A 13969-nucleotide genomic window follows, 5' to 3' on the forward strand; every position below is an offset into this window, starting at 1 on the left:
GGCCGCCGCAGCCGTGCGGCGGTCAGAATGCCGAGCGTTGCGTCCTCGGCCGTTGACGCGACGGCGCGGGACGCAGATGTGATCGGGGTCGCTCCATTGCCGCCATCCCGGGCTGTTCAAATCGGGGCCCAGATATGGTTCGTAGGGCCTTCGTTGTCCCGATCGGGCGCGAAAGCGACAGAGGTTTGAGGTTCATCAATGCCGAACGACGTCTCCCGCCGTGATCTTGCAAAGCTGGCCGGGCTGGCTGCCCTTGGGGCGGCCAATGGCCCGGCGCAGGCGGAGGAGAGCGCGGTGAAGGAGGATGCCGGGCGGCGGTTTCCCGCCGATTTCGTGTGGGGGACGGCGACGTCGTCGTATCAGATCGAGGGCGGGGCCACGGCCGATGGCCGCGGACCGTCGATCTGGGATGTGTTCACGCATCTGCAGGGCAACATCGAGGACGGCAGCACCGGCGACGTCGCCTGTGATCACTACAACCGCTACAAGGGCGACGTGCGGCTGATCAAGGAGCTCGGCTGCCGGGCCTATCGGTTCTCGATCGCCTGGCCCCGGCTGTTTCCCGACGGCGGGCTGACGCCCAATCTGAAGGGCCTCGACTTCTACAACCGCCTCGTCGACGAGCTCCTGGCCAACGGCATCACGCCGTACGCAACGCTGTATCATTGGGATCTGCCGCAGGCGCTGCAGGATCGGGTCGGCGGCTGGCTCTCGGCCGACACGGCCAGGGCCTTTGCGCATTATGCGGGCTACGTCGCGCAGCATCTCGGCGACCGTGTGAAGACCATCTTCACGATCAACGAATGCGGCCGCTTCATCCCGTTCGGCTATGGCCTCGGCGTCGACGCGCCCGGGCTGAAGCTGCCGCAGCAGCAGGTCAACCAGGCGCGCCATCACGTGGCGCTGGCGCACGGTCTCGCCGTCCAGGCCATCCGCGCCAGCGGGCAAACTGGCATGCGCGTCGGCATGGCCGAGAACATCACGGCCTGCCTGCCGGCGATCGACACGCCGGAGAACATCCGCGCCGCCGAGATCGCGACGCGCGAATTGAATGCGGGCTTCCTCAACGTCATCCTCGAGGGGCGCTACACGGACGGTTTCCTGGCGTGGTCCGGCAAGGATGCGCCGAAATTCACCGCCGACGAACTGAAGATCATTTCGGCGCCGGTCGATTTCGTCGGCCTCAACATCTACGCGCCGCAAGCCTATGTCGTCGCGTCGGACCGCGCGGCCGGGTTCGACGTGCTGCCGATGCCGTCCTCGTTCCCGCATATGAGCTCCCCCTGGCTGCAGGTCGGTCCGGAGACGGCCTATTGGGTGCCGAAGCTCGCCGCCAAGATCTGGAATCTCCAGACCATCTACATCACCGAGAACGGCACCTCATCGGACGACAAGCTGACCGCCGACGGCAAGGTCCACGACCTCGACCGCGTGATGTATCTGCGCAATTATCTCGCCCAGCTGCAGCGCGCAACGTCCGAGGGCGTGCCCGTGAAGGGCTACTTCCTGTGGAGCCTGCTGGACAATTTCGAGTGGGTGTTCGGCTACAAGCAGCGTTTCGGCATCTATTACGTCGACTTCGACACCCAGGTGCGCACGCCCAAGCTCAGCGCGTCGTACTACCATCACGTGATCAGCCGCAACGCCGTGAGCGCGTGAAGCGCCGCGACGTCACCCGGGGGTCCAGCCGGACCCAGTCCACGCCATTCAGGCGGCCAATGTGCCCTCGGCACCCGACGCATTGAGTGTCGGCGCGCCGGACTTCACGCCGCGATTGCAAATCCATGATGCGGAAAGCACACCTTGTGCGACTCTTTTGCGCGCACGCAGTTTTCGTGGCGAAAGCTGGCTGCAGATGACTTAAACCGGCAATCTGCCGGCCCCTCAAGCGAGTTTTCCAGCATGCAAGTTTCCGTTGTCTGTCCGCCAGCCGTCCGCGCGGGCGTTCTGTTGTGCGTCCTCGGAGTGATCGCTGGCTCCAGCGCCTGGGCCCAGGGAGCCGCGAACGATGCGGCCAAGCCCGCCACGGAGCAGTCTGCCGCGCCGACGGCCGACAAGCCCGCAGAGCAGCCCTCGGACGCCGCCGGCAAGCCGGCGGCTGCGGCCGAGCCTGAGAAGACGGCCGAGAAGCCCGCCGAGCCGGCCGCTGTGGACACCAAGCCCGTTCAGTCCACTGACAGCGCCAGCCCGCAGCCGGCGGACAAAGTATCGACCGAAAAAACCGCGACGGATGTTGCGGCCGAGAGCAAGCCGGCCGAGGCCAAATCCGAGACCAAGGTCGAACCGAACTCCGCCACCGACGTCGGCCAGAAGCCGGCCGTGACCGAGTCGAAACCGGCAGAGCCCGCTCCGGCCGTTCAGCCCGCCGCCGTCGCCAAGGACGCGCCCGTACCGGAGAAGCTCGAAGGGAAGGCCGAGGAGAAGGCGGCGGAGAGCAAGCCGGCGGCCGCTGCGCCGGCGGAACAGCCGGCCACCGCTGCCGAGGCGAAGCCTGCGGTAGCGCCGGCCGAGCCCAAGACATCCGAGCCGCCGGCCGCGGCGCCTTCAGCGGCGGTACCGCAGACGGCGGCCGTGAAGCAGGATACCGCAGCCCCGTCGGCCAAACCCGAACGGCACGGCAAAGCGAACGCGCATGCTCATCACACCGAGGACGACGCCAAGCCGGCCAAGCGCAAGCTCCGCGCCCGCAGCAAGCCCGAGAGCGAAGCGAAGCGGGAAGCGAAGAGGGGTGGTGTCAGTTGCAAGAGCTTCCGCACCTACGATGCGGAGAAGGGCACCTATCGCGGCTACGACGGGCGCGTTCACACCTGCTCGTAAGGACCGGTCGGCAAATGGGCGCATCGGCAGCGCAAAGGCCGCTACCGATGGCCGCTGCCGATCACACCATCAACGCGGCATCGGCGGCTGAATGCCCGAGGTGTTGCGGGTAAAGAGTGTCCCGAACGTCGAACCCTGCGGCTGCGCCGGCTGCGGCCGGGCCATTCCCGTCGTGGTCCGCTGCTGCGGCGTGACGATGATCTGCTGGGGCGGGCCTGGGGGGACCGTGCCGCGTGCCTGCACCGCCTGGTTGGACATTCGTGACACCAGTCGCATCAGCTGATCCTGGCCGGCCTGCAGCTGCTCGATGGCGCGGGTGTGATCGCGGCTGGCCTGATCCTGTGTGGACTTGATCTGTTCGATGCCCTGCTGCAGATCGGCGATGTCGCGCGCCATCCTCTGCATCAACGTCGCGGGCTCGCGGGAGCCGGTGGTGTCTTCCGCTCCCCTCAGCGAGGCATTCGACATCATGGCATCCTCGCTGCCCTGCTGAGCCGTCGCCTCGTCCTGCGTCGCTTCGCTGGCGCCCGGCATCCAGCGGTCCATCAGTGACGTGCCGACGTCGCGCTGCGACCAGGCGACCGAGCCGCCGACCAGCACGACCAGCAGCGCGAGACCCACGGCGTTGCGCCCGCGCAGCCTGCCGAGGGGGGCCTTCACCCGCGCCCAGCGGCTGGCCCCGGCGTCTGCCGCCCCGCTCGTGCTCGCTGCCGCCGCGGCATCCGCCGCCATGCCGGGTTTCTCGATCGCCGCAAGCCGCGTATCGATCCGGGTCAGCACCTCGCGCAGGACCCGCCGGTACAGTTGATCGTAGCCTGCCTTCTCGGGCTTCTCAGGGGCGAGGCCGATCTCGCTCTGATCAATCTGTTGCACGTTCTGTGTGGACTGCATTGCTGATCCCCAAACCCTTGGCCCGCCGCCGACGCCGATGTTCTCTTTGAATTTTCAAACGTGACTCGACCCGCCGCTTTGGCCGAAAGCAAGACAGCGTCGTGACGAGGAGGGGGCCTTTTCGGACCATCTCTCCCTCGCTGCAGCGCCAGTCGATCGCTTCGAGAGGCCTCAATCGGCCTTTGGTTGCGCGCTGCCGAGCCTTCGAGGTACTATCCGACCGATGTTTTTGGGGGATTGGGGCCGGTGCAAAGCTTGATTGTCATTGCGCGCGCAGTGTTGTGCGCAGCGTTCGTCGTTCTGTCCGCTCACGCGCAGGCCGTGCCCTTGGATGAGGCCACGCGCAAGGCTGAACTGATGGCCGCCTGGCAGGCAGCGAGCCAAGCGGGCACCGACGGACCAAGCGACATCGTGCTGATCGACCAGGGCACGCTGAAGCTTCCGGCCGACTACTTCTACGTCCCGAAGAACGAAGGCCTGCGGGTCCTTCGCGCGCTCGGCAACGTCGTCAACGACGCGACCTTCGTCGGGCTGGTCGTCGGCAGGCGCCAGAACGACGACTGGATGGTGGTCATCAAGCACATCAAGGAAGGCTACATCAAAGACGACGACGCCAAGAGCTGGAACGCGGACGATCTCCTGAGCAACCTCCGCGCCGGCGCCGAAGAGGCGAACAAGGACCGTGCGGCGCGCGGATTTCCGGAAATGGCCGTGGTCGGCTGGGTCGAGCCGCCGGCCTACGATGCCACGACGCATCGTCTCGTCTGGTCGCTGCTCGCCAAGGAGAAGGGTCAGCCCGACGACGCGCCGAAGAACGTCAACTACAACACCTACGCGCTCGGGCGTGACGGCTATTTCAGCCTGAACCTGCTGTCCGGCTCGGAGCGGATCGCGGGCGACAAGGCTGTCGCGCACGAACTGCTGTCCGATCTCTCCTACAATGCCGGCAAGCGCTATGAGGATTTCAGCGCCGGCACGGATCGGATTGCCGAATATGGCTTGCTGGCGCTGGTCGGCGGCGTTGCCGCGAAGAAGCTCGGGCTGCTGGCGCTGGCCGGTGCGTTCGTCCTGAAGTTCGCCAAGATCATCATCTTCGCCGTCGTCGGCGCCGGGGCCGCGGTCATGAACTTCCTGCGCCGCAAGCCGCGCGGCGACAACGCGGGCGGGCCCGCGTGAAGGCACTCCTGCTGATCCTGTTCTCCGGCCTGAAATGGGGGAAGCTCGCCATGAGCGGCGGCACGATGCTGCTGTCGCTGGTCGTGTATGCGGGCATCTGGGGCTGGCGCTACGCGGCGGGTTTCATCGCGCTGCTGTTTGCTCATGAGATGGGGCACTACGTCGCCGCGCGCCAGCGCGGTCTCGACGTCGGCGCTCCCGCCTTCATCCCGTTCGTCGGCGCCTGGATCGCGCTCAAGGAGCAGCCGGTCGACGTCGAGACGGAGGCCTATGTGGCACTCGCCGGTCCGCTGGTCGGGACCGCCGCGGCGCTCGCGGTCTATTTGTTGGCAAGATCGGAAGACAGCAATCTGCTGCTCGCGATCGCCTATTCCGGCCTGTTCCTCAACCTGTTCAACCTGCTGCCGATCTCGCCGCTGGACGGCGGCCGCATCACCAGCGTGCTGAGCCCGCGCATCTGGCTGCTCGGCGTTCCCTTGCTGCTGGCCTTGATGCTCTATCGGCCGAGCCCGATGCTGTTCATCATCGCCATCCTCGCAGCCCCGCAACTGATGAAGGCCTGGCGCTACGATCCCGGCGCGCCCGAGAACGTTGCTTATTACGGCACAACGCTGCAGACGAAGCTCGAATATGCCGGGACTTATCTCGCGCTCGCGGCGCTGCTCGCCGTCATGACCTACGACGTGCACGAGATGCTTGGACACTTGCGCCAGTTTGGCTGAGTTGAGGTCGCCGCTTCAGACGAGAAGCTTCATGTAGATCGAGGGCACCGGCACCGCCTGGTCGTAAGGACGTGGGCCTTCTGCGACTCGGAATATCCGTTGCTGCAATGCAGCGGATGTGTCTGGGCGGCGCGCAGGAATGAGGCAGTCTTGTACGATGTTCCATCAGCCATGAGCGCGGCGCGCAATCACAATGCGCTGAGCGCAGAGCACGTTGCGGGATGTTCCCTTGCTCACTGGCATATCGGAGACCAAAGTTGAGCCTGCCCGTCAGAGGCATAAGGATTCGGGAGGTTTCATGATTTCGCTCAAGTCCATCTTGCTTGCGAGCTGCGCAACTGCGCTCGTCTCCTCGGCCGCCATGGCCGCCGATCCCATCAAGATCGGCGTCATCGCAGAAGCCCAGGCCGTCGCCGGCTCGTCGATCGCCCCCGCCGCTCAACTGGCCGCCGAGGAGATCAATGCCAAGGGCGGCGTCGACGGGCGCAAGATCGAGATCGTCGTCTACGACAATCACTCCTCCTCGGCGGAATCGGTGCGTGCCTTCCAGCGGGCCGTCAGCGAGGACAAGGTCAACGCCGTTATTGCGAGCTACATCTCCGAGGTCGTGCTCGCCCTGGAGCCGTGGGCAGGGCGCCTCAAGACGCTGATGATCACGCCCGGCGCCGCTTCCGACGTCATCACCCAGAACATCGCCAAGAACTACGACCAGCTCAAATACACCTTCCATGGCTATCTGACCTCGACCTCGCTGGCCGGCCTCGTCTGCGACGCCGCCAAGGACCTGCTGGTCGAGCCCTACAAGATGAAGACCGCGGTGATCATGAGCGAGGATGCAGCGTGGACGACGCCGCTCGACGCCGGCTACGAGAAGTGCCTGCCGGAGATCGGGCTGAAGGTCGTCGACCATATCCGCATGTCGCCTGATACCACCGACTTCACACCGATCTTCAACAAGATCGAAGGCCTGAAGCCGGACGTCATGATCACCGGCATCTCGCATGTCGGCACCCAGCCGACCGTGCAGTGGAAGAGCCAGCAGGTGCCGATCCCGATGTTCGGCATCTCCTCGCAGGCGACCAACTCGACCTTCTGGAAGGACACCAACGGCGCCGTCGAGGGCGTCATGTACAATGCCGTATCGGGGCCGGGCGTCGCGGTGACGCCGAAGACACTGCCGTTCGTGGATGCCTATCAGAAGAAGTTCGGAAACTTCCCATCCTATGCCGGCTACACCTCCTACGACGAAGTCTACATGATCGCGGACGCGATCCATCGCGCCGGCGGCACCGATCCCGACAAGATGGTCGAGGCGATGGAAGCGACCGACTATGTCGGCACGATCGGCCGCATCGCCTTCAAGCCGAAGGGCGATCCGAACCCCCATGCGCTGCGGACCGGCAAGGGCTACATCACCGGGCTGATGCTGCAATGGCAGAGCGGCAAGCAGGTCAACGTCTGGCCCAAGGAGCTCGCCGCCGGCACCGCCACGTGGCCGTCCTTCATCAAGCTCAAGGCGGCCAGCAACTGACGCATCGCGGGGCCGCTCCTTCAAGGAGCGGCCCATTTTCTTGGTGCCTCAGTCTGACGTTGCAGGTCGATTTTCAATGCTTTTCTGGCAGATCTTGATCGATGGCTTTGCCATCAGCGCGCTGTATGCCCTCGGCGCGACAGGTTTCACGCTGATCTTCGGTGTCTCGGGCGTACTCAACCTTTCCCACGGCGCCATCATGGTTGGCGCTGCGGTCGCCGCCTGGGCCGCCGCCAGCGAGCTGGGCGTCGGGCCCTATACGGGAGCGCTGATCGGCGTCCTCGCCGGCTTCATCCTGGCGTTTGCCACCTACTTCATCGCCGTCAGGCCGATCCAGCGATCGAAGGTCATCGCCGAGTCCGAGAAGGAGATCTTCATCCTGACCGCGACGCTGCTGTGGGGCATCATCATCCAGGAGGCGATCGCGTATCTGTTCACCAACAACGCCAAGACCGTGCTGCCCATCGTCGAGGGCGTGACCACGGTGTTCGGCGTGCGTACGCCGAAGAACGAGTATTTCACCGCCGTGATCTGCTGGGTCGCGATCGGGCTGCTGTGGTTCCTGGTCAACCGCACCAGGCGCGGCAAGGCCGTGATGGCGGCGTCGATGAACCCGCGCGGCGTCACCTTGCTCGGCATCGAGCTGTCGTCGATCTATCTCACCGTCTGGGCGATCTACGGCCTGCTGGCGGGCGTTGCCGGCATCCTGCTCGGCATGTTCCTGGGCGTCAGCTCCTACAGCGTCGGACCGCTGACGGCGAGCGCGTTCTCGATCGTCGTGCTCGGCGGCCTCGGCAGCGTGTCAGGCTCGCTGATCGCGGCCTATGTCGTCGGCTATCTCGAGACCGGAACGGCCTATCTGATCTCGCCGGCCTACCGGACGATCCCGGCGCTGCTGCTGCTCGTCATCGTCATGTATCTGCGCCCGCAAGGGCTGTTCGGACGGAGGTGAGCATGCCTGCATTCGTTATGTCGCGGCTGTTCTGGATCGCGCTCCTGACGGTGATCGTGGCTCTGATCCTGCCAACCTACGTCTCAGGCTACGTCCTCGGGCTGCTGACGGTCGCGTACTACACGGCCGTGTTCGCGATGTCCTGGGATCTGCTGTTCGGCTTCGCCGGCGAGGTCAATTTCGGACCGACCTTCCTGATCGGCGTCGGCGCCTATACGGCCGGCATTCTCGATGCGCACTTCTCGCCGGGCCTGTCGATCTGGCTGTGCATCGCCGCCGGCGCACTGGCGGCGGTCGTCGGCGGCGTCGTGCTGGCGCTGCCGGCGCTGCGCGTCAGCGGGCCTTATTTCGGCCTGACCACGCTGGTGGCCGTGCTGATGTTGCAGAACTTCATCGTCGTTGCCGCAGGGCTGACCGGCGGCGAGATCGGCCTCGCCGTGCCGGACGTGATCTCGATCGATGCCAGGACCAACTACTGGATCGCGCTCGGCTTCATGCTGGTGAGCGGAGCGATCCTGTTCGGCTTGTCGCGCAGCGCCATCGGGCTGATCCTGCAGGCGAGTGGCCAAGACAAGATCCAGGCCGGCGCGCTCGGCTTCAATGTCACCAAGCACAAGCTCGCCGCCTTCGTCGTCAGCGCGTTCTTCTCCGGGCTCGCCGGCGCGCTGATGGTGTTCTACATGGGCACGGCCTCGGTCTCGACCTTTGTCGATGTCGGCGTCGGCGTGCAGATCATCATCGCCGCGGTGCTCGGCGGCCGGCGCACCGTCATTGGCGCCGCGATCGGCGCGATCTTCCTGATCGGCATGGGCGAGCTGCTGCGGCCGCTCGGCGAGCTCGCGACCCTCATCGTCTCCGTGATTGCGCTCGTGGTCATCCTTTTCTTCCCCGACGGCTTCCTCGGCATGATCAGGGGAGGGGCCAAGGCATGACGCAAGCCATGAGCGGCGCTCCGATGCTCGAGGTCAACGGCCTCACCAAACGGTTCGGCGGCCTCGTCGCCGTCAAGAATTTGAGCTTCTCGATCCGGCCCGGTGAGATCCTCGGCCTGATCGGGCCGAACGGCTCGGGCAAATCGACCGCGATGAAGAGCGTCATGGGCGTCGAGCGGCCGACCGCGGGCTCGGTCAGGCTCGACGGCGTCGAGCTCGCGGGCCTGCCGTCGCATCGCATCGCGCGCATGGGCGTCGGGCTGGTGTTCCAGCATTCGCGACCGCTGGCGCGCCAGACCGTGCTGGAGAACATCAAGGTCGCGCTGCTGCCGGACAAGCTGACGCGGCTGTTCGCCGACAAGGACGTCGATGCGCGCGCACGGGCCATTGCGGAGCGCGTCGGCCTCGGCGGCGTCATCGACCGGCGGCCGCCGACACTGGCGTTTGCCGATCTGCGCCGGCTCGAGCTTGCGAAGGCGGTGGCGCGCAGCCCGAAGCTGGTGCTGGTGGACGAGCCTTTCGCCGGCCTCACGGCGTCCGAGGTCGCCGACTTCTCCGAGCTCATCCGCGAATTCCGCGACGACGGCCACGCCGTGCTGCTGGTCGACCACAACGTCAAGAGCGTGTCGGCGCTGGTCGACCGCGTGCTGGCGATGTATCTCGGCGAGAAGATCGCCGAGGGCAGGGCGACCGAGGTGATGCAGGACGAGACGGTCCGGCGCGTCTATCTCGGCGGCGCGCTGGTGTCGACCGCGCGGCCGGAGGCGAGCTTCAAGGACGTCACGCCTGCGCTGCAGGTCGACAAGGTCGGCGTGCTCTACGGCAAGGCGCAGGCGCTCCAGGACGTGTCGCTGCACGTCCATGAGGGCGAGTTCGTCTCGGTCGTCGGCCTCAACGGCGCCGGCAAGACGACGCTGTTCAACGCCATCTCGGGCCTGGTGCCATATTCGGGCGAGGTGAAGTGGGCAGGGCGCAGCCTTGCCGGCGGCACGGCGGCGCAGATCGCCCGCTCAGGCATCGTGCAATGTCCGGAGACGCGCGAGTTGTTCGGCGACATGAGCGTGCGCGAAAATCTCGAGCTCGGCGGCAATGCGCTGGCCGACACCGAGCGTGCCGAGCGGCTCGAATGGCTGTTCGGGCTGTTTCCGATCCTCAAGTCGCGCCAGCCGCAGCTGGCGCGCACGCTGTCCGGCGGCGAGCAGCAGATGCTGGCGATCGCGCGGGCGCTGATGATGAAGCCGAAGCTCTTGATCCTCGACGAGCCGACGCTCGGGCTCGCGCCGGTCATCCTGGAGACGCTCTCGAAGGCGCTCGACCGACTGCGCGAGACCACCAAGATCACGGTGCTGCTCGGCGAGCAGAACGTCACCTTCGCGCTCCCGCACGCCGACCGCGTCTACGTGCTGGATCATGCCAAGATCGTCTGGGAAGGCCCGCCGGACCGCTTCGAGGCCGAGGCCGCTGCGAACTATCTGTGAGGGTTGAGCGGAGAGCGTGGGGAAGGGGAGCCAATTGAAGGGGAATGGCCACGCACCCGTTTCCGACGTTGCGGCCTGTCGCGCCGTCGAGTTGATCTATCACTCCTACCTGACCGGCCTCATCCTGATGTTGTCGTCGCGGGCGGGTCCGCAGCGCGCTGCGGAGATCGTGTTCCGGACGTTTCGGCGGCAGCAACTGGCTCGCTTCCTTCCGGGGTTGAAGAAGCTCGGTCTCGACGGTCTGCCGCATGCGGTCGCGTGTGCGCAGTACCATTACCTGTCCAATCAGGTCGGCGGCGTGAAGGTCGAATACGTCTACGAAAACGATCGCAAGGCGTGGGTGCGCTATCCGCCGCCGCGCTGGATCTGGTCAGGGACGGCGATCTGCGGCATTCCCTCCGAGGTGTCGCGCGCGATGCTGCGCGGATGGCACGCCAACAATGGCGTCGTCCTCGGCAATCCCAGGCTCGGCTTCGTCTGCACCGGGCAGACCGTCGACGGCCAGCCCGGCCTCGAAGGCTACTACAAGGAATGGGATCACGATCTCGTGCCGGACGAACGTCTTCAGTTCTCGCCGGGCGAGCGTTGCCCGGCTTTCGATCCGGCCCGCGCTCCCAAGCTCGCGGAGAATGCCTGGCCCGAAGAACGGCTCCTCAAGGTGCTCCGCAACTATGCGATGGAGTATATCACCTCGATCGTGCCGGAGACGGTGGCCGTGCTCGGCCCGGAGGAAGGCGGCCATCTGGCCGGCGCCGCGGCGAGGCTGATCGGCATGCATACGTTCGACGAGGTCGCAGCGCTTCTTGGCGGCGTCGAGCCTGGCGCCGCAGGGTTCGCAAAGGCGTTCGCGCGACTGGCCCGCGGCCAAGGCGACGACGCAGAGCTGTCGCCGGATCGCGACTCGATCCTCGTACGCCAGACGTCCTGGCGTCTGATGTCCGAGCGGGACAACCTCCCGCCAGCCGTGTTCGAGGCCTGGAGCGAACTCTGGGTCGGCACGGCGCTCGCGCACGACCGATTCATGAGGATCGACATCGTCGAGCGGCGCGACCGGGGCGACGCGCACTGGGCCTGGCGATTTCGCTGATCGCAAAGTCCGCACATGCCTGCGCGTCCGGGAGAACCGTGCCGGAACTTCTTAGAAGCGAGGCGGGCGGGCCTGAGGCGGCCGGGGTGGGAGGCGCACGGCTGCGCCAACCGTCGTGGCCTCGGTCTTCGCCCCCCGGACCGCGCGCACCAGCTGGTCCTGGCTTGCCTGCAGCTGTTCGATCGCCCTGGCCTGATCGCGGTTGGCTTGCTCCTGGCTGGACTTGAACTCCTGGAACCCGCTCTGCAGTTCGGCGACATCATGCGCGATCTTCTCGATCAGTGGCATAACGTCCCGGTCGGGAGCGGGCGGCATGTCACGCTCCGACGTTGCCTCCGCCATCGCGGAGGATGGATCGCTGGAGCGCGTTGATGATGCTGACGGTGACGTCTCCGGTGTTGGCGAAACGGATGGTGATGGTGAGGCAGGGGCCGTCTCGGCCACACTCGATCCGTTCGCCGCCGTCTCCAGCGTCACGGCTGGATTCGCCGTCTGAGCGTTCTCGCGCCGGATGGATTGAACCGCCGCTTCGATCCGATCGGTGACGGAGGTGATGGTCTCGGTATGGTCCCGCGCCAGGGTGATGGCCGCGCCGATGAGCCCGGCTGACGCCATCAGCGTGATCATGGCCCGCAATACGGGCCGGCGCCGGGCCGGAGGAGGCGTTTCCAGGTGCTCGATGCCTGCAGCGGGTTCGGCAGCCTCGACAGCATCTGCGGCGGCCTGGGCCTCGATGGCGGCGATCCGCTGATCGATACGTGCGCGCACCTCGGCCAGCACCCGCTGATAGATCTCCTCGCAGACAGCGTCGTCAGGCGGCAGCGCGACATCACCCGGATCAACTTCCTTCGACGTCGACTGAACTGGCATGTCTTCGGATCCCATTCACGATACGCCCGTGCCCAATCCTGAAGGATGCGGTTTTGACCTCTGGGCTTTGACCAAACGAAGACTGCGGGGTGACGAGGCGGGGGCGATTTCGCACAGGCGCCGACGTGCGCTGGGCGGGCCGATGTGCGGCTTCCACCGTCAGGCAACCGCCCATAGCCAATTCGCATAAGGTATATTATGGAATATTTATATGCTGAGGGAGTTCAATGGCTTGGCGCCGAATCCTCGAATTTACGGCAGCCGCGGGCCCTTCAGACCCCCCGGCCAGCCAAGCTGATGGGCGCTCGCCATCGCCGAGACTCGCGCTGCGCATGGGGCCTACTGCGAACGCCGATATTGCTGCTGCGGCCCATCGCTGCAATAAGCGCAGGCGACGTCGCTGATGTCGCTGGATTCGTCCGGCGATGCTTGCGGCGGCGCGATGCAACAAGAAGAAGCTTCTCAGGGAGAAACGAGAATGAGCCTGTCACGACGCGCGCTGGTGAAGGCCTCCGCGGCGACAGCCGTACTGGGTGGAATTGGCGCCGTCGCAGCGCCGCATGTGGCGCGCGCTGAGAGCGCCGAGTTCACCTACAAATACGCCAACAACCTGCCCGACTCCCATCCGCTCAACGTCCGCGCCAAGGAGATGGCGGCGGCGATCAAGGCCGAGACCAACGGCAAGTTCGACCTGCAGATCTTCCCGAACAACCAGCTCGGTTCCGACACGGACATGCTGAGCCAGATCCGCTCCGGCGGCGTCGAGTTCTTCACGCTCTCGGGCCTGATCCTCGCGACCTTGGTGCCAGCCGCGTCGATCAATGGCATCGGCTTCGCGTTCCCGGACTACGACACGGTCTGGAAGGCCATGGACGGCGATCTCGGCGCCTATGTGCGCGGCCAGATCAACAAGGCCGGCCTGGTGGTCATGGACAAGATCTGGGACAACGGCTTCCGCCAGACGACGTCGTCGACCAAGCCGATCAACGGTCCGGATGACCTCAAGGGCTTCAAGATCCGCGTGCCGGTGTCGCCGCTGTGGACCTCGATGTTCAAGGCATTCGAGGCGGCGCCCGCCTCGATCAATTTCAGCGAGGTCTATTCGGCGCTGCAGACCAAGGTGGTCGAGGGCCAGGAAAACCCGCTGGCGATCATCTCCACCGCCAAGCTCTACGAGGTGCAGAAGTACTGCTCGCTGACCAATCACATGTGGGACGGCTTCTGGTTCCTGGCGAACCGCCGTGCCTGGGAGGCCGTGCCGGCCGACATGCGCACGATCGTCGCCAAGCACATCAACGCGGCGGCCGTGAAGGAGCGCGAGGACGTCGCCAAGCTCAATGCCGGCCTGCAGGCAGAACTCGCGTCGAAGGGCCTGACGTTCAATCAGCCGACCGTCGCGCCGTTCCGCGACAAGCTGCGCACCGCCGGCTTCTATGCCGAGTGGAAGGGCAAATACGGCGACGAGGCCTGGGCGCTGCTCGAAAAGGCCGTCGGCAAGCTGTCGTAGCCCCGA

Annotated in this window: 12 protein-coding genes; 10 read left to right on the forward strand and 2 right to left on the reverse strand. The window is 65.8% G+C overall.

Translation table 11 applies throughout. From position 1 onward, the window contains the following. Positions 1-198: 198 nt before the first annotated feature. On the forward strand, positions 199-1659 hold the full coding sequence (locus QW845_RS01850) for a GH1 family beta-glucosidase (RefSeq protein ID WP_315799959.1): 1461 nt from the start codon (positions 199-201) through the stop codon (positions 1657-1659). A 243-nt stretch (positions 1660-1902) separates the two neighbouring features. Continuing rightward, the gene (locus tag QW845_RS01855) at positions 1903-2817 is read left to right on the forward strand and encodes a hypothetical protein (RefSeq protein WP_315799960.1); all 915 of its coding nucleotides are present in this window, start codon (positions 1903-1905) and stop codon (positions 2815-2817) included. A gap of 69 nt (positions 2818-2886) precedes the next feature. On the opposite strand, the gene QW845_RS01860 is transcribed toward QW845_RS01855, so the two are convergent. Further along, positions 2887-3708 carry a hypothetical protein gene (locus QW845_RS01860; protein ID WP_315799961.1) on the reverse strand — a complete coding sequence of 274 codons (822 nt, stop codon included), beginning with the start codon at positions 3706-3708 and terminating at the stop codon, positions 2887-2889. 321 nt (positions 3709-4029) lie between these two features. On the opposite strand from QW845_RS01860, the gene QW845_RS01865 reads away from it, so the two are divergent. The 7 genes from QW845_RS01865 to QW845_RS01895 all read left to right on the forward strand — a co-directional run bounded on the left by QW845_RS01865 (position 4030) and on the right by QW845_RS01895 (position 11586). Further along, positions 4030-4884 carry a DUF2167 domain-containing protein gene (locus tag QW845_RS01865; RefSeq protein WP_315800426.1) on the forward strand — a complete coding sequence of 285 codons (855 nt, stop codon included), beginning with the start codon at positions 4030-4032 and terminating at the stop codon, positions 4882-4884. Then, the gene (locus QW845_RS01870) at positions 4881-5606 is read left to right on the forward strand and encodes a site-2 protease family protein (protein ID WP_315799962.1); all 726 of its coding nucleotides are present in this window, start codon (positions 4881-4883) and stop codon (positions 5604-5606) included. The genes QW845_RS01865 and QW845_RS01870 overlap by 4 nt, the downstream gene beginning before the upstream one ends. A gap of 298 nt (positions 5607-5904) precedes the next feature. Continuing rightward, entirely contained in the window at positions 5905-7137 is a 1233-nt protein-coding gene (locus QW845_RS01875; protein ID WP_315799963.1) for an ABC transporter substrate-binding protein, read from the forward strand. Positions 7138-7213: 76 nt separating this feature from the next. Continuing rightward, a complete protein-coding gene (locus QW845_RS01880; protein ID WP_315799964.1) occupies positions 7214-8089 on the forward strand; it encodes a branched-chain amino acid ABC transporter permease in 876 nt (291 codons plus the stop codon). A gap of 2 nt (positions 8090-8091) precedes the next feature. Then, positions 8092-9021 carry a branched-chain amino acid ABC transporter permease gene (locus tag QW845_RS01885; protein ID WP_315799965.1) on the forward strand — a complete coding sequence of 310 codons (930 nt, stop codon included), beginning with the start codon at positions 8092-8094 and terminating at the stop codon, positions 9019-9021. A gap of 8 nt (positions 9022-9029) precedes the next feature. Then, complete coding sequence (locus QW845_RS01890) at positions 9030-10499, forward strand: ATP-binding cassette domain-containing protein (protein ID WP_409997866.1); 1470 nt, start codon at positions 9030-9032, stop codon at positions 10497-10499. Positions 10500-10533: 34 nt separating this feature from the next. Next, positions 10534-11586, forward strand: coding sequence for a hypothetical protein (locus QW845_RS01895; RefSeq protein WP_315799967.1), 1053 nt, complete (start codon positions 10534-10536; stop codon positions 11584-11586). A 51-nt stretch (positions 11587-11637) separates the two neighbouring features. Here QW845_RS01895 and QW845_RS01900 read toward each other — a convergent pair whose 3' ends face one another. Then, positions 11638-12456, reverse strand: coding sequence for a hypothetical protein (locus QW845_RS01900; protein WP_315799968.1), 819 nt, complete (start codon positions 12454-12456; stop codon positions 11638-11640). Positions 12457-12934: 478 nt separating this feature from the next. Here QW845_RS01900 and QW845_RS01905 point away from each other — a divergent pair, with 478 nt between their 5' ends. Then, a complete protein-coding gene (locus QW845_RS01905) occupies positions 12935-13963 on the forward strand; it encodes a TRAP transporter substrate-binding protein (RefSeq protein ID WP_315799969.1) in 1029 nt (342 codons plus the stop codon). Positions 13964-13969 lie beyond the last annotated feature (6 nt).

The organism is Bradyrhizobium sp. SZCCHNS3002 (assembly GCF_032377435.1).
Taxonomy (GTDB): Bacteria; Pseudomonadota; Alphaproteobacteria; order Rhizobiales; family Xanthobacteraceae; genus Bradyrhizobium.